We start from the raw sequence: 14472 nt of genomic DNA, 5'->3' as shown, positions 1-14472 counted from the left end.
AGGTCGTGAGCCGCTACCGGCACATCCCTAACCTCATCACCGGCGCGCGTCTGCTGTTGGTGCCGCCGCTGATCGCGCTGCTGTGGCTGGAGCAGTACACCGCGGCCATGGTGCTGTTTCTGGTGGCGGGTCTGTCGGACGGCGCCGACGGCTTTCTCGCACGCCGCTATGGCTGGACCAGCCGGCTGGGCTCGCTCCTCGACCCCTTGGCCGACAAGCTGCTGCACGTCGGCCTGTACCTCAGCCTGGGGTTGCTCGGTCATCTGCCCATCTGGCTGGTCGCCCTGGTCATCGGGCGGGACGTGCTCATCCTGGCCGGCGCCGCGGCGTACCGCGCCGCGCTTGGCAACTATCGGGTGGAGCCGCGCGCGCTCTCCAAGTTCAATACCCTGATGCAAATGGTGCTGGTGCTCGCCGTCATCGTCGCGCTGGGCGGACTGCCGATGCCGGCCGGGTTGATCGATGCCTTGATCTACGTCGTCGCGGCGACCACCGTTGCGAGCGGCAGCGAGTATGTATGGATCTGGAGCGGACGCGCGCGCGATCGGCTGCGCGCGTTGCGGGCCTCGCGATGAGCCATCAGCTGCCTTTGCGCATGGCGCTCGCCGGTGCGCCGACCTTCGAGCACTTCGAGGCGGGCGCCAACGGCGCCGCGCTGGCGGCGCTGCGCGGGCCGGAGCGTTTGATCTATCTGTGGGGTGCGCCGGGGACCGGCAAGAGTCATCTGCTGCAGGCGGCTTGCGCGGAGGCCGCGAACGCGCAGGCGAGCAGCGCGTACCTGCCGTTGCACGAGCCCGCACTTGCCCCGGCGATGGCGGCGGGCCTGGAATCGATCGCGCTGGTGTGCGTCGACGATCTCGACGCCGTGGCCGGTCAGCCCGCTTGGGAAGCGGCGCTGTTCGGGCTGTACAACGAGGTGTCGGCCGGCGGGGGGCGTCTGGTATTCGCGGCGGCGGCCCCGCCCCAGGCGTTGCCCCTTGGGTTGGCGGACCTGCGCTCGCGTTTGAGCGCCTGCGCGGTGTTCCACCTGGAGCCGCTGGATGACGCGGATAAGGTGCACGCGCTGCGCCGTCAGGGGGCGCGTCGCGGGTTGGACGTGAGCGAGGAAGTCGCTTGGTTCCTACTGCGCCATTGGCGCCGCGATCTGCCGGCCTTGTGCGCCTTGCTCGATCGACTCGACAGGGCCTCCCTCGCTGCCCAGCGCCGTGTGACGATACCGTTCGTGCGCGGCGTCATTGCCGCGCGCGACTGAGAAAGGTCGATCACGGCGGCACATCCGTGTGCCGCAGGTGACGGCATAAAACAAAGCTTCCCGAGGGCAGAACTTGGGGACGGTCTGGCAGGCGCCGCTGCTTTAGCCCGCGCGTTCCGCGGCCTCGCGCACTAAGCGCAACTCGCGCCCGCGAAAACGCGCGAACAGCACCGCACCCGTCCAGAACAGCGTGCTGAACAGCACCTCCAGGGCGCCTAGATAGACGCCGACCCCGCCGGCCGCCACTTCCCCGATCCCGTGCACGAAGTACAGCAAGGCAAGGAAACTCGCCCAGGCATGAGTGTAAGGGCGCGCATGCAGCAGCCCGCGCAGCGGGAACAGCAGGGGTACCACCCATACCAGCACCACCAGCGAAATCGGCGATTGCGGGCGTTGCAGCAGTGTGATCCACAGCAGCAGCAGGATCAGCAGCCCGAAGTAACCCACCAGCGTCGTGATGCGCGCCCAGCGCGTTTTAGTCATGGTGTCGCTCCAGGCGCCGCACGGTGTCGGCGAGCCGCCGGCCCGCGGCGCGGCACAGGCGCGCCTCCTCGTCGCTGAGGGGACGGTCGTTGTCGGTGCCGGCGGTGTGGCTGGGACCGTAGGGCGTGCCGCCGGTGCGCGTGTGCAGAAGATCGGTATCGGTGTAGGGCACGCCCTGGATCAGCATGCCGTGATGCAGCAGGGGAATCATCATCGACAACAGGGTCGCCTCCTGGCCGCCGTGCAGCGTGGAGGTCGAGGTGAACACCATCGCCGGCTTGCCTGCCAGGGCGCCGGTCAGCCACAGCGGGCTGGTGCTGTCCAGGAAATACTTCAGCTCCGCCGCCATGTTCCCGAAGCGGGTCGGACTGCCGAGCGCAAGCCCCGCGCATTCCTTTAGATCCTCCAGCGTCGCGTAGGGTGCCCCCTCGGACGGTATGCTGTCCTCCACCGCCTCGGCGACGGTCGAGACGCGCGGCACCGTGCGCAGGCGCGCGTGCACGCCGGGGATCTCCTCGATGCCGCGCGCGATCCGCCTGGCCATCTCGGCGGTGGCGCCGTGGCGGCTAAAGTACAGCACCAGTACGTCCGCCATATCTAGAGTATCTCCAGGACGTTCTCGGGCGGACGCCCGAGGGCGGCGCGTTCGCCGGCGATTACGATCGGTCGTTCGATCAGCCGTGGGTGGGCGGCCATCGCGGCCAGCAGCGCCTGGCGGTCCAGGGTGGGATCGTCCAGACTGAGTTGCCGGTATTCGGGTTCCTGTCGCCGCATGAGCTGCCGGGGGTCCTCCATGCCGAGCTTGCGGAGGATCTCCTCCAGCTGCGCGGGAGAAGGTGGTGCCTTCAGGTACTCCACGGCGCGCGGTGTGATGCCCTTCGCCTGCAACAGCTCCAGGGTGGCGCGCGATTTGCTACAGCGTGGATTATGAAAAATGGTGACTACCATCACAGAATTTCGTCCAAATTCGCCAAAACATCCATTGTACCGGGACTTTCTTGACAGCCCAACAGGGCCGGTGATAGCTTCTTGTCGCCAGGCCTTAACAAGTCCAAATGCGTTAGTTTTTTCCATGGGTGCCGGCATGTCGAGAGGTTCTGGGGATCGCTGGAAAAGGCTACTTGCGGTTCCGGTTTCCTTGCTCTTTTTGGCGGCCTGCGCGGTTGCTCCGCCGGTGCAAGAAATGAGCGATGCCCGGCAGGCGGTTCAGGCAGCGCGGGATGCGCAAGCGCAGCGCTACGCCGTGGATGTCCTGGTTGCCGCCGAACGGTTATTGGAGCAGGCCGCGCGCGACTTGGAGGCAGGGCAGTACCGCAGCGCTCGGGACGCTGCGTTGGAAGCCAAGGAACAAGCGATGCGCTCTCGCAGCCTCGCTATTCGCCGCGCGACGACAAGCGACTCCGCGCTGTGAGCGGACTGGCGTTCGCACCGGTTGACACCTTTATAGGGCCGGTGATAGCGTCAGGTCAAGGCTAAAACAGCGAGATATGGGCCGAATCTAAGGGCCTCTCTCAAGTCTAAAGATAATGACGAAACACTCATGAGTCGGGAGTTACCGAAAATGAAAATAAAGGATTCGCTTAAGTATTCGAGTCTGGCGGCGCTGGTGTTGACGGTCGCCGCGGGTTGTGCCGCCGTGCAGCCCGAGCCGCGCGGTCCTGAGGCCGAGGCGCGGCAGGCCATCGAAGAGGCCCGCGCGGCCGCCAGCGCAGCTGCGCAGGAAGGTCAGGTCTGGCGCGACACCGAGAAGTTCATAGAAGACGCCGAGAAGGCGCTCGAGGCCGGCGATGCGCAGCAGGCGCTGCAGTTGGCGCAGCGCGCGCGTGCGGAGGGCGAGATGGCGGCCGAGCAGCGCCGCACCGAGCGTGAGACGTTCCGCCGTGCCGCCGCCGAAGGCGCGATCCAGGATGCCGAGGAGGCCCTGCGCCAGGCGCGCGAGGCCGGGCAGGAGTGGCGCGACACCGAGAAGATGATCGCAGACGCACGCACGGCCTTCGATGCGGGCGACTACGACACCGCCTACGAACTCGCCGTCCAGGCCCGTCGGCAGGCGATGCTGGCGGCCGAGCAGCGTCGCGCGCAAGCCGGTGGCGAGGCCACCGAGTACAACGTGCAGCGTGGCGACAGCCTGTGGTCGATCTCCGGCAAGGCCGAGGTCTACAACAACCCCTACCACTGGCCGCTGATCTATCGCACCAACCGCGACCAGATCACCGACGCCGACCTGATCTACCCGGGTCAGCGCTTCCGCATCGAGCGCAACTTCTCGCAGCAGGACATCGACGCGGCGGCGCAGCATGCCCGTACCCGCGGTGAGTGGGAACTGGGCCGGGTCGAGCAGTCGGACCAGGACTACCTGCGAGGCCGCCGCTAATACCGGCGCCCCAAAGGGTCAAAGGGGCTCCCTTCGGGGAGCCCTTTTTTATGCGCGGCATGCCAGCTCGGCATGGGTGAGCACCGGAACCTTTTCGTCAGGGCGCGGTCGGTACAAAAAAGACTCCGAAGAGGCGCCAATATGTCGCGAGCGGTACGTCGATGGTTGCTGAGCATCGCCCTGGTCTTACCCATGGCGGCGCTCGCCAGCGCCGAGTTAGTCCTCCCCGGTATGGATGGCCGGGAACACAAGGTGTCCGACTATCGCGGCAACTGGGTGGTGGTCAATTTCTGGGCGACGTGGTGCCCGCCCTGTCTGAAAGAGATTCCCGAGTTGATCAGGTTCCACGAACGCCGGGACGATGCAGTGGTCCTTGGGGTGAACATGGAAGACATCGACGCCGACATGCTGGCGGGCTTCATCGATGTGCATGCGATCTCGTATCCTGTACTGCGCATGGAGCCCGCGTCGCAGACGCCGCTGGGCCCCGTCGTCGGACTGCCTACAACGTATCTGGTGGATCCGTCCGGCGAGGTTGTCGCGCGTCACCTCGGCGAACTCGACGCCCAGATGCTGGATGAATTCATCGATAAGCACGAAAGCCGTGGGCGCTAGGCGGAGGTTACACATGTCGAGATTCAGCGTTCTATTCCTTGCTGCCGCTCTGCTGGCCGCACCCTTGGCGGTATCCGCCGACGGGCCGCGCGATCCTTATCGCCACTTCTTCGACGAAACCTGGCACGATTTCCAGGAAGAACTGGAGAAGGCGCGGGAGGAGAACAAGAAGGGTGTGTTCATCTTCTTCGAGATGGACGAGTGCCCGTTCTGCCACTACATGAAGGACCACGTGCTGAATCAGCCCGCGGTCCAGGAGTACTTCAAGGACCATTTCCTCGCCTTCAGTGTCGACATCGAGGGCGGCGTGGAGGTGGTCGATTTCGAAGGCAACACCATGACGGAACGCGACTTCGCGTTTCGTGAGCACCGCGTGCGGGCCACGCCGGTGATGGCCTTTTTCGATCTCGACGGGGAGATGGTGCACCGCCACACCGGACGCACGGCCGGCCCTGACGAGTTTCTGCTAATGGCGCAGTTCGTGGCGGACGGCATCTATAAGGACATGCGCTTTACCCGCTATCGGCGCGAACAAGAAGGACAGCTGATCGACCGATGATCAAGCGCTCGTGGGCGCCGCGCGGTGGGAGGGGCGCGCGGTTTCTCGCGTTGTGCACGTGCCTGGTGCTGCCGATCGCGGCGCCGGCGGACACCGCGCAGCCACTGCCCGATCCCCTGACGCTGAACCATGCCTTGTCGCTGGCTGACGAGGCCGAGCATCCCGATCTGGCGCGCGCGCTCGCTACGCGAGACCGGGCGCGCGCCGGACGCCTCGATGCCCGCGCGCGTACTGGCTTGGAGGCAAGCCTGATTGCGGGTGCGCGCGTGGTCGGGCCGTCCGAGCTCTCCCCCGATAACAACCGCGACAGTGTCGAGGATCACCTCGCGGGAATCGTGGTGCGTAAGAATCTCTACGACTTCGGGCGCAGTCGCGGCGCGCTGTCGGCAGCCGATGCGGCGCTGCACGGCAGCGAACTCGCCTATCTCGATGCGCGGCAGCAGCGGCGCCTGGAGATCATGCGGCACTACTTTGACGTGTTGCTGGCCGATCTGCAGTTCACGCGCGACAACGAGGACATGGCGGTGGTGTTCGTGGCGCTGGATCGGCTGCGCGATCGGCACGAGCTTGGTCAGGTCTCGGACGTCGATTTGCTCGAGCATGAAAGCCGTTTCCAGAACATTCGTGCACGGCGCATTGAGAGCCAGCATCGCCAACGCACCTCGCGCGCCCGCCTGGCGGCGGTGCTGGGCCGCCCCGGCCAGTTGCCCGCCAACCTGGCCGTGCCGAACCTGGCCCTGCAGCGCGAGCTCCCCGAGTTGGAGGAATTGGAGCAAAGCGTGCGCGAACACAATCTCACGCTACGCGCGTTACGCGCCGAGGTTGACGCCGCGCGCGAGCGCGTGAGCGCCGCGCGTGCCGGGCGTCGCCCGCGCCTCGATGCCGAACTCGAGGCCTTCCACTACGAGCGCCCGTTGTCGGGGCGCGACGAGTGGCGCGCGGGCGTCGTGCTGGAAGTGCCGCTGGCTACCGGCGGGCGGGTCGCAGCGCAGGTCGCGCAGCAGAACGCCGAGCTCGCGCGCCTGCGCGCCGAGTTGCACGCCCACGACCTGGCGTTGCGTCAGCAGGTGCTCGAGCTGTACCTCGAACTCGAGCACCTGCAGGCGCGTCGGCAGGAGATGAATGTGCTGCGCGATTATCGCGCCCTCTATCTCGACCGCAGCCGCGCGCTGTACGAGATGGAGGTTCGCACGGATCTGGGGGATTCGATGGTGCGCGTGTCCGAGGCCGAATTGGCGCGGGCGGAGGTGGACTTTCAGTTGGCGCAAGCCTGGGCGCGCCTGGACGCGCTCACAGGGGCGATGCCGCTACCGGAGGAGGCGATACGGTGAGGGCACGAAGCATGGTGGAGGCGCGTCGCGTCGCGCTGGTGACGTTCGCAGCGCTGGCACTGCTCTGGGGCTCGGTGCCCCTGGCGGCGGAACAGGCGGCGACGCTGCACTGGGCCGCGCGCGTGGAGTTGGGCCTGCCGGTGTCGGGCACGGTGCGGGCGGTCGAGGTGCGCGAGGGCGAGCGGGTCAAGCGCGGGCAGGTACTGGTGCGGCTCGATGCGCGCGGCTACGAGGCCGCCGTGGCGCGTGCCAAGGCGCGCATGGCCAGCCAGGAGGAAGCCCTCGCGGAGGCCGAGCGCGAGGCGGAGCGCGCCGAGGAGCTGTATGAACGCACGGTGCTGTCGGATCACGAGCTGCATGTCGCGAAGATTGCCTTTGCGCGCGCCAAGGCCGAGTACGCCGCGGCGCAGGCGGAACTGGTACAAAGTGAATTGAATCTGGAATACAGCGTGCTGCGCGCACCGTTCGATGCGGTTGTGCTGCGGCGCATGGTGGAGCCCGGGCAGGCCATTGCGTCCGGTCTGCAGGTGACGCCGTTGCTGGTGCTGGCGCAGGACGGGCGCATGGTGGCGCGTGCGCAAGCCGGGGAGGAGGTCGTCGGCCGTCTCACGCGCGGTGCGCAAGTGCCGGTGCGTGTGGCCGGCCAGCGATTCGACGGACAGGTGCGCCATGTCGGTCTCGAGCCGGCGGAGGCCGGCGGCTACGCGGTGGACGTTGAGTTCGACTACGACCCGAACCGCGTGACCTTGCGTGCGGGGCAGAGCGGGCAGGTCGATCTGCCGTGAGCGTCTGCATGACGTGCCGTGTACGCGGTCGCGTGCAGGGCGTGTTTTACCGCGCGTCCACCGAGCGGAAGGCGAAGGAGCTCGGGGTGCGCGGCTATGTGCGCAATCTCGACGACGGCTCGGTGGAGGTGCTGGCCTGCGGTGTGCCGGCACAGGTGGAGGCTTTGCGGTCCTGGTTGTGGCAGGGGCCGCGCGCCGCGCGTGTGGAGGGCGTCGACTGCGAGGTGGTCGACGGCGACGCCCCCGCCGGCTTCTCGGTGAAGTAGCGTCCCTCTACGACGACGGTTTTCTAGCTGCGGTGGGAACGCCGCCACCGGTGCCTCGCGGTCCCTTTCTTCGGTTGCTGCTCTCCATGCAGGGGCGCCCCTCACACGTCAGCGGGCCGCCCAGCGGGTGTTCAACGCCTGATACACCCGTTCGGGATACCAAGTCTGTCCGAAACTGCCGTTGTAGCGCGCCAGTGCGCGAGTAAGGTCGCCGCGCTCCCGGTCCAGGTAATGGCGCAGGATGGTGCAGCCCATGCGCAGGTTGGTGCGCAGATCGAACAGGTTGTCGTCGGGTCGGCCGAGTTCCTCCAGCCAGAAGGGCATCACCTGCATCAGACCCTGCGCCCCGGCCACGGAAATCGCGAAGCGATCGAAATTACTTTCCACTTGAATCACGGCGAGCACGACTTCCGGCGGCAGATCGACGCGGGCCGCTTCCTGGTGCACCTTGCGCAGCAGGCGTATGCGTTCGGCTTCGTCGGGAATGCGGTGGCGCAAGCGGTGCGCCATGTCGACCAGCCACACCTCGGCGGCGTAGCGGTCCTCGAAGGTGTCCGGTTCCGCCAGGGCATCGGCGAGGGCGGCGCGCAGAGTCCCGTGGTCGGCGTCGGCCGCGACAGGTGCGCCGATCAGTAGCAGGCCGAACGCCAGCGCGCAGGCCGCACCGGCGCGGCGCTCTTCAGACGGCGAGCCGGTCGCGGAGGAAGGCCGCCAGTTCCGCCATGGGAACCTGCGCCGCTTGATCATCGCTACGCCCCTTGTACTCGATCTCGCCGGCGTCCAGTCCGCGTTCGGACAGGACGACCCGGTGCGGGATGCCGATGAGTTCCATGTCGGCGAACATGACGCCCGGGCGTTCCTTGCGGTCGTCGTAGAAGACTTCGAAGCCTGCGTCGGTGAGGGCGGCGTACAACGCGTCGGCGGCCTCGCGCAGGCGTTGCGACTTGTGCATGTTGATCGGCACCAGCGCGACCTGAAACGGCGCGATCGCCTGCGGCCAGATGATGCCGCGCGCGTCGTGATTCTGCTCGATGGCCGCCGCGACCACGCGCGAGACGCCGATGCCGTAGCAGCCCATGGGCATCACGATGCTCTGGCCCTGCTCGTCGAGCACCGTCGCGCCCAGCGCCGCGCTGTACTTGGTGCCGAGCTGGAAGATGTGCCCGACCTCGATGCCGCGGCGGATGCTGAGGGTGCCCTTGCCGTCGGGACTCGCGTCGCCCGCCACCACGTTGCGCAGATCGGCCACTGCGGGGCGCGCCGCGTCGCGCGCCCAGTTGATGCCGAAATGGTGCTTGCCGTCGACGTTGGCGCCGGCGGCGAAGTCGGCCAGTGCCGCCACGGCGCGGTCGATCACGCACGGGATGGGCAGCTTCACGGGGCCGAGCGAGCCCGGCCCAGCGCCGATGGCGGCGCGGATCTCGCTTTCCTCGGCAAAACGCAGCGGCGCGGCCACCTGGGGCAGCTTCTCGGCTTTGACCGCATTCAACTCGTGATCGCCGCGGATCAGCAGTGCGACGAGGCCGCCGCCGCTCTCCTCGCTGGCGGCGACGACCAGGGTCTTCACCGTGCGCTCGATGGGGACGCCGAATTGCTCGACGAGCTCGGCGATGGTCTTGGCATTGGGGGTGTCGACCAGGCGCAGGTCCTCGCCGGGTGCGGGTGCCTCGGCGGCGGGCGCGACCGCCTCCGCCAACTCCACGTTGGCCGCGTAATCGCTGCCGTCGGAGAAGGCAATGGCGTCCTCGCCGGAGTCCGCCAGCACGTGAAACTCGTGGGACAGGCTGCCGCCGATGGAGCCCGTGTCGGCGCGCACCGCGCGAAAGTCCAGTCCCAGGCGCTGGAAGATCCGCGTGTACGCCGCGTACATCACCTCGTACGTCTCGTTCAGCGAGGCCGCATCCTGGTGGAAGGAGTAGGCGTCCTTCATCAGGAACTCGCGCGCGCGCATCACGCCGAAGCGCGGACGGATCTCGTCGCGGAATTTGGTCTGGATCTGGTAGAAGTTGGCGGGCAGCTGCTTGTAGCTGCGCAGCTCGTTGCGCGCGAGGTCGGTGATGACTTCCTCGTGGGTCGGCCCGAAACAGAATTCGCGCTGGTGGCGGTCCTTGAGGCGCAGCAACTCGGGGCCGTACTGCTCCCAGCGGCCCGACTCCTGCCACAACTCGGCCGGCTGTACCGCGGGCATCAGTACCTCCTGGGCCCCGGCGCGGTTCATCTCCTCGCGCACCACGGCCTCCACCTTGCGCAGTACGCGCAGGCCCAGCGGCAGCCAAGTGTAAAGTCCGCTGGACAGGCGCCGGATCATGCCCGCGCGCAGCATGAGCTGGTGGCTGACGACCTCGGCGTCGGAGGGGGTTTCCTTGAGGGTGCTGAGTAGAAACTGCGAGCTACGCATCGGACGGCAAGACTCCGCGTTTATGGGTGCCGGCATTGTAGCCGCGGGGCGCCCCGAGCGTACAGGCCGCGCCGGCTAGAAGGTCCGCCCGTTCCAGCCCCACATCGTGCGGGGCGCGTCGGCAAACTCGATATACACGCGGTCGCGGGGGATGCCGAGTGTTTCCTCGAGCAGGGCGCATAGCTCGGCCGACAGGGCCGGTGCGTCTGCGGACGGCAGCCCGATGCTCTTCAGTTCCAGATAAGCGGCGGGGGCGTCGCTGCCGGCGAACATCATCGGCACGGGCGGGCGCAGGGCTACCATGACGTAGCGCTCGGGCTTGCCGAGCAGGTCGGCGAGCTGCGTCGAGAGGCGCGGAAGCAGTGCGCTCGCCTGCTCCTCGCTCAAGTCCTGGTTGGTCTGCAGGCTCAGGTACGGCACGGCCTCAGGCCTCGCTGGGCTCAGGCTCGCCGATGATGGTCAGGTGGTTAGCGCGCGCGAAGTTGATGATGTGCCGGAACAGCTCCGGGTGGATCTGGCGCAGCGCAGGATCGACCACCACGCACTTGGAGCCGCTGCGCGAGGTCTGCGGCTGCAGCAGCGGGGAGTAGTGGATCCGCCCGCCACCGAAGGTGGACAGGGCACCGCTCATCCGCTCGGCCCAGTCGCTGGGACGGAACTTGCGGCCCTCGGTGGTGATGCCCTCGATGATGATTTTGTTGTTGGCGTGCATGCTCACAGGTTCGGATGGCATGACAAGGGAGACCTTGTACTTCGAATCGACCGGAGTCGCTCGCTCCGTGTCGCTGATGGGCTCTAGTCTACAGGACTTGCGCCCCCAAGTGCACCGGCGGGTCGACAAAAAGGCGGGCTTTGGGATGCTTTTTGCCGCGGGCGGTGCCCATGGTCGGTGGCGCGGGCGTTTGCTACGATGTTGAACTCGCGCGGTGGCGCCGGTGCGTCCCGTTAACCGCCATGATTGCAGACGAATTCTCGAAACGCCTTCCATGAACAGCGACCTCAAGGCCCTGGAGTTCGAGGGCATCCGGCGACTGCTGGAGAAACTCACCGCCACCCCGTACGGCGCCGACGCCGCCCGGGCCCTGGAGCCCGCGCCCGCGTTGGCCGATGCGCTGCGCATGCAAGCCTCGGTGTCCGCCGCGCGCGAGGTCCTGGAGGCGGGCGCCGTCCCGGCGCTGGGCGAACTGCCGGACATGCGTGCCGCACTGCGCCAGGCGGCGCGCGAGGGCGCGGCGCTGAACGTGCATGCGCTGCATAACCTGCGTCTGGTGATGCAGGCGGTGGAGGGGCTGCGGGATACGGTGGAACGTTGGCCGGCGCTCTATCCGGGGCCGGCCGCGGCGCTGAACGCCCCGGCGCCGGTGGCCGAACGGCTGGCGCAGACGCTGGCGGCCGGCGCGGCGCTGCGCCCGGAGGCGAGCGAGACGCTCGCCGAGTTGCATGGGGAGCAGGCGCGTTTGTGCGCCGAGGCCGGGCAGATCGTGGAGCGGCGCATGCAGGCCGCGGACGTCGCCGACGCGGTCAAGGAGCCCAAGGTCCAGTGGCACAATCAGCGCGCCGTGTTCGCGCTGCACAACAGCGCCGCCGACCGCGTGAAGGGGGTGCGTCGCGGCACCGCCATGGGCGGGCGCGATGTGCTCATGGAGCCGATGGAGGCGGTGGCGGTCAACAACCGCCTGGAGACCGTCAACGGCCAGATCGGCGCCGAGCAGCAGCGCCTGCTACGCGAGATCACCGGCGTGGTGCGCGCGCATCTCGATGCGCTGCATCAGCAGATCGCCGCGCTCACCTGGATCGACCTCGCGCTCGCGGCCGGGCAGCTCAGCCAGCACCTGAACGCGCACGCGCCGCAGCTGGCCGACGAGCCGCTGGTCGCGCTGGAGCAGGCCTACCATCCCTTGCTGCTGCTGCAGTACGCGGACGGCAGCGGCCCGCAGCCGGTGCCGCTGTCGGTGCGTCTGGACGACCAGAACCGGGTGTTGGTGATCACGGGCCCCAACACCGGCGGCAAGACCGTGGTCATCAAGACCCTGGGGCTGCTGACCGTGATGGCCCACTGCGGGCTGCACATTCCGGCCGAGGGCGACTGCGTGATCGGCAACTACCGCCGCGTGATGGTCGACGTCGGCGATCACCAGAGCCTGTTCCATCACTTATCCACCTTCGCCGGCCATGTGGAGGTCTTGAAGCGCATCCTGGCCGAGGCGGACGAGCGCACCCTGGTGCTGCTCGACGAGCTGGGTACCGGCACGGATCCGGAGGAGGGGGCGGCGCTGGCCATGTCGGTGATGGACGAGCTGGTCGAGCGCCGCGTGCAGGGCATCGTCAACACCCACCTGTCGCCGCTCAAGACCTATGCCGCGCAGCGCGACCATGTGCGCAATGCCTCGATGCTGTTCGACCATGAGCAACTGCGCCCCACCTACCAGCTGCGCATCGGCGAGCCGGGCAAGTCGTTGGGCCTGCTGATCGCCGAGAAGAGCGGGCTGCCCCCGGAGTTGGTGCAGCGCGCCCGCGATCACCTGGCCAGGTTCTGAGCCGCGCCCGCGCACCTGGCGCGCCGCGGCGGGTCGTCGGGCGGCCCTGCTTGACCTGCGTCGCTAATATAAGTACTTTCTTCCTTTGCGCGTGTCCTCGCTGTTCGCCCCCATGTTCGGGGCGCTTTTCACCTTCGTGGAGGTTGTGACGTGGAGCTCTCCGGTGCCGAAATCGTCGTCCAGTTTTTGAAGGACGAGGGTGTGGAGTACGTATTCGGCTACCCCGGCGGCGCGGTACTGCACCTCTATGACGCCTTCTATCAGCAGGACGCCGTCAAGCACGTGCTGGTGCGCCACGAACAAGGCGCCACCCATGCGGCGGACGGCTATGCGCGCTCCACCGGCAAGCCGGGCGTGGTGCTGGTCACTTCCGGCCCGGGCGCGACCAATGCCGTGACCGGCATCGCCACCGCCTTCATGGACTCCATTCCGATGGTGGTGATCACCGGCCAGGTGCCGACCCGCTACATCGGCTCCGACGCCTTCCAGGAAGTGGACGCGGTGGGGATCACCCGCCCGTGCGTGAAGCACAACTTCCTGGTCAAGGACGTCAACGAGCTGGCCGAGACGCTCAAGAAGGCGTTCTACGTCGCGACCACCGGCCGTCCCGGCCCGGTGGTGGTCGACATCCCCAAGGACATCACCGATCCGCGCATCCGCGTGCCCTACGTCTATCCGGAGTCGGTGCGCATGCGCTCCTACAACCCGGTGGTGCAGGGCCATCCTGGCCAGATCCGTCGCGCCGTGGACCTCATGTTGGGCGCCAAGCGCCCGATGATCTACACCGGCGGCGGCGTGGTGCTCGACGACGCCTCGGCGGAACTGACGGAACTGACGCGTGCGCTCGGCTTCCCCATCACCAACACGTTGATGGGGCTCGGCGCCTATCCGGCGACCGACCCCCAGTTCGTCGGCATGCTCGGCATGCACGGCACCTACGAAGCGAACATGGCCATGCACGACTGCGACGTGCTGGTGGCGATCGGCGCGCGCTTCGACGACCGGGTGACCGGCGACATCGAGAAGTTCTGCCCGCACGCGCGCATCATCCACGTGGATATCGATCCCGCCTCCATCGCTAAGAACGTGAAGGTCGACGTGCCCATCGTGGGTTCGGTGCGCAACGTCCTGACCGACATGAACAAAGCCCTCAAGGAGGCGCGCCGCGATCCCGACCGCGAGGCGCTGGCGGCCTGGTGGAAACAGATCGACGAATGGCGCGCCAAGGACTGCCTGCGCTACGACCGCGCGAGCGAACTGGTGAAGCCGCAGTTCGTGCTGGAGAAGCTGTACGAGGCGACCGGTGGCGATGCCTACATCACCTCCGACGTCGGCCAGCACCAGATGTGGGCCGCGCAGTTCTACAAGTTCGACAAGCCGCGCCGCTGGATCAACTCGGGCGGACTCGGCACCATGGGCTTCGGCCTGCCGGCAGCCATCGGCGTGCAGCTCGCCCATCCGGACGCGACCGTGGCCTGCGTGACCGGCGAGGCCAGCATCCAGATGTGCATCCAGGAGCTGTCCACCGCGCTGCAGTACCGCCTGCCCATCAAGGTCATCAACCTGAACAACCGTTACATGGGCATGGTGCGCCAGTGGCAGGAGTTCTTCTACGAAGGCCGCTACGCCATGTCCTACATGGACGCGCTGCCGGACTTCGTGAAGCTGGCCGAGAGTTACGGCCACGTCGGTCTGCGCATCGAGAAGCCGGGCGACGTGGAGGGCGCGCTGCGCGAGGCACTGGCGCTCAAGGATCGCCTGGTGTTCCTGGATTTCATGACCGACCAGACCGAGAACGTCTACCCGATGATCGCGCAGGGCAAGGGGCACAACGAGATGCACCTGGCGCCCGAGCGGGAACTGGCATAAGAA

Annotated in this window: 18 protein-coding genes; 11 read left to right on the top strand and 7 right to left on the bottom strand. The window is 67.4% G+C overall.

All coding sequences use genetic code 11. The features are described 5' to 3' along the window. The first annotated feature begins 5 nt into the window (after window positions 1-5). Together HUS23_02480 and hda are read left to right on the top strand one after the other, a co-directional pair. Window positions 6-575 (top strand): CDP-alcohol phosphatidyltransferase family protein, encoded by a 570-nt coding sequence (locus HUS23_02480; GenBank protein ID QKT02759.1) that lies wholly within the window; start codon window positions 6-8, stop codon window positions 573-575. Then, a complete protein-coding gene (gene hda / locus HUS23_02475; GenBank protein QKT02758.1) occupies window positions 572-1252 on the top strand; it encodes a DnaA regulatory inactivator Hda in 681 nt (226 codons plus the stop codon). The genes HUS23_02480 and hda overlap by 4 nt, the downstream gene beginning before the upstream one ends. Window positions 1253-1354: 102 nt before the next feature. Here hda and HUS23_02470 read toward each other — a convergent pair whose 3' ends face one another. From HUS23_02470 to arsC, 3 genes are read right to left on the bottom strand one after another with little or no spacing between them, the layout of a single operon-like run. Continuing rightward, window positions 1355-1735, bottom strand: coding sequence for a DUF2069 domain-containing protein (locus HUS23_02470; protein ID QKT02757.1), 381 nt, complete (start codon window positions 1733-1735; stop codon window positions 1355-1357). Beyond that, window positions 1728-2330, bottom strand: a complete 603-nt coding sequence (wrbA, locus tag HUS23_02465; protein QKT02756.1) for an NAD(P)H:quinone oxidoreductase — start codon at window positions 2328-2330, stop codon at window positions 1728-1730. The genes HUS23_02470 and wrbA overlap by 8 nt, the downstream gene beginning before the upstream one ends. Before the next feature lie 2 nt (window positions 2331-2332). Further along, window positions 2333-2683 carry an arsenate reductase (glutaredoxin) gene (arsC, locus tag HUS23_02460; protein ID QKT02755.1) on the bottom strand — a complete coding sequence of 117 codons (351 nt, stop codon included), beginning with the start codon at window positions 2681-2683 and terminating at the stop codon, window positions 2333-2335. Window positions 2684-2819: 136 nt separating this feature from the next. Between arsC and HUS23_02455 the strand changes: the two genes are divergently transcribed. The 7 genes from HUS23_02455 to HUS23_02425 all read left to right on the top strand — a co-directional run bounded on the left by HUS23_02455 (window position 2820) and on the right by HUS23_02425 (window position 7665). Further along, the gene (locus HUS23_02455; protein QKT04936.1) at window positions 2820-3146 is read left to right on the top strand and encodes a DUF4398 domain-containing protein; all 327 of its coding nucleotides are present in this window, start codon (window positions 2820-2822) and stop codon (window positions 3144-3146) included. A gap of 642 nt (window positions 3147-3788) precedes the next feature. Beyond that, on the top strand, window positions 3789-4109 hold the full coding sequence (locus HUS23_02450; GenBank protein ID QKT04935.1) for a LysM peptidoglycan-binding domain-containing protein: 321 nt from the start codon (window positions 3789-3791) through the stop codon (window positions 4107-4109). A 141-nt stretch (window positions 4110-4250) separates the two neighbouring features. Next, window positions 4251-4724, top strand: coding sequence for a TlpA family protein disulfide reductase (locus tag HUS23_02445; protein QKT02754.1), 474 nt, complete (start codon window positions 4251-4253; stop codon window positions 4722-4724). Between the two features lie 13 nt (window positions 4725-4737). Further along, a complete protein-coding gene (locus tag HUS23_02440) occupies window positions 4738-5283 on the top strand; it encodes a thioredoxin fold domain-containing protein (protein QKT02753.1) in 546 nt (181 codons plus the stop codon). Then, entirely contained in the window at window positions 5280-6614 is a 1335-nt protein-coding gene (locus HUS23_02435) for a TolC family protein (protein QKT02752.1), read from the top strand. Before HUS23_02440 ends, HUS23_02435 begins: the two co-directional genes overlap by 4 nt. Next, window positions 6611-7399, top strand: a complete 789-nt coding sequence (locus HUS23_02430) for an efflux RND transporter periplasmic adaptor subunit (GenBank protein QKT02751.1) — start codon at window positions 6611-6613, stop codon at window positions 7397-7399. Before HUS23_02435 ends, HUS23_02430 begins: the two co-directional genes overlap by 4 nt. An 8-nt stretch (window positions 7400-7407) precedes the next feature. Next, a complete protein-coding gene (locus HUS23_02425) occupies window positions 7408-7665 on the top strand; it encodes an acylphosphatase (GenBank protein QKT02750.1) in 258 nt (85 codons plus the stop codon). A 108-nt stretch (window positions 7666-7773) separates the two neighbouring features. Here HUS23_02425 and HUS23_02420 read toward each other — a convergent pair whose 3' ends face one another. The 4 genes from HUS23_02420 to HUS23_02405 all read right to left on the bottom strand — a co-directional run bounded on the left by HUS23_02420 (window position 7774) and on the right by HUS23_02405 (window position 10775). Next, window positions 7774-8412, bottom strand: coding sequence for a lytic transglycosylase domain-containing protein (locus HUS23_02420; GenBank protein QKT02749.1), 639 nt, complete (start codon window positions 8410-8412; stop codon window positions 7774-7776). Next, entirely contained in the window at window positions 8345-10063 is a 1719-nt protein-coding gene (locus HUS23_02415) for a proline--tRNA ligase (GenBank protein QKT02748.1), read from the bottom strand. The genes HUS23_02420 and HUS23_02415 overlap by 68 nt, the downstream gene beginning before the upstream one ends. Before the next feature lie 75 nt (window positions 10064-10138). Then, window positions 10139-10483, bottom strand: a complete 345-nt coding sequence (locus tag HUS23_02410; GenBank protein QKT02747.1) for a hypothetical protein — start codon at window positions 10481-10483, stop codon at window positions 10139-10141. 4 nt (window positions 10484-10487) lie between these two features. Then, window positions 10488-10775, bottom strand: a complete 288-nt coding sequence (locus tag HUS23_02405) for a DUF3579 domain-containing protein (protein QKT04934.1) — start codon at window positions 10773-10775, stop codon at window positions 10488-10490. A gap of 274 nt (window positions 10776-11049) precedes the next feature. Here HUS23_02405 and HUS23_02400 point away from each other — a divergent pair, with 274 nt between their 5' ends. Together HUS23_02400 and HUS23_02395 are read left to right on the top strand one after the other, a co-directional pair. Beyond that, window positions 11050-12600, top strand: coding sequence for a DNA mismatch repair protein MutS (locus tag HUS23_02400; protein ID QKT02746.1), 1551 nt, complete (start codon window positions 11050-11052; stop codon window positions 12598-12600). A 150-nt stretch (window positions 12601-12750) separates the two neighbouring features. Then, window positions 12751-14469: an acetolactate synthase 3 large subunit gene (locus HUS23_02395; protein QKT02745.1), complete on the top strand. Its 1719-nt coding sequence runs from the start codon at window positions 12751-12753 to the stop codon at window positions 14467-14469. Window positions 14470-14472: the final 3 nt, after the last annotated feature.

This window comes from Ectothiorhodospiraceae bacterium 2226, assembly GCA_013348725.1.
GTDB lineage: Bacteria > Pseudomonadota > Gammaproteobacteria.
The sequence above is the reverse complement of the archived record's forward strand: the minus strand, read 5'-3'. Positions and strand labels throughout refer to the sequence as shown.

What these genes read in the sequence shown, in the direction of transcription:
- wrbA (QKT02756.1), bottom strand. Translation starts at nt 2,330, where the DNA reads ATGGCGGACGTACTGGTGCTGTACTTTAGCCGCCACGGCGCCACCGCC.
- HUS23_02440 (QKT02753.1), top strand. Translation starts at nt 4,738, where the DNA reads ATGTCGAGATTCAGCGTTCTATTCCTTGCTGCCGCTCTGCTGGCCGCA.
- HUS23_02455 (QKT04936.1), top strand. Translation starts at nt 2,820, where the DNA reads ATGTCGAGAGGTTCTGGGGATCGCTGGAAAAGGCTACTTGCGGTTCCG.
- HUS23_02425 (QKT02750.1), top strand. Translation starts at nt 7,408, where the DNA reads ATGACGTGCCGTGTACGCGGTCGCGTGCAGGGCGTGTTTTACCGCGCG.
- HUS23_02450 (QKT04935.1), top strand. Translation starts at nt 3,789, where the DNA reads ATGCTGGCGGCCGAGCAGCGTCGCGCGCAAGCCGGTGGCGAGGCCACC.
- HUS23_02405 (QKT04934.1), bottom strand. Translation starts at nt 10,775, where the DNA reads ATGCACGCCAACAACAAAATCATCATCGAGGGCATCACCACCGAGGGC.
- hda (QKT02758.1), top strand. Translation starts at nt 572, where the DNA reads ATGAGCCATCAGCTGCCTTTGCGCATGGCGCTCGCCGGTGCGCCGACC.
- HUS23_02435 (QKT02752.1), top strand. Translation starts at nt 5,280, where the DNA reads ATGATCAAGCGCTCGTGGGCGCCGCGCGGTGGGAGGGGCGCGCGGTTT.
- HUS23_02445 (QKT02754.1), top strand. Translation starts at nt 4,251, where the DNA reads ATGTCGCGAGCGGTACGTCGATGGTTGCTGAGCATCGCCCTGGTCTTA.
- HUS23_02420 (QKT02749.1), bottom strand. Translation starts at nt 8,412, where the DNA reads ATGATCAAGCGGCGCAGGTTCCCATGGCGGAACTGGCGGCCTTCCTCC.
- HUS23_02470 (QKT02757.1), bottom strand. Translation starts at nt 1,735, where the DNA reads ATGACTAAAACGCGCTGGGCGCGCATCACGACGCTGGTGGGTTACTTC.
- arsC (QKT02755.1), bottom strand. Translation starts at nt 2,683, where the DNA reads ATGGTAGTCACCATTTTTCATAATCCACGCTGTAGCAAATCGCGCGCC.
- HUS23_02400 (QKT02746.1), top strand. Translation starts at nt 11,050, where the DNA reads ATGAACAGCGACCTCAAGGCCCTGGAGTTCGAGGGCATCCGGCGACTG.
- HUS23_02415 (QKT02748.1), bottom strand. Translation starts at nt 10,063, where the DNA reads ATGCGTAGCTCGCAGTTTCTACTCAGCACCCTCAAGGAAACCCCCTCC.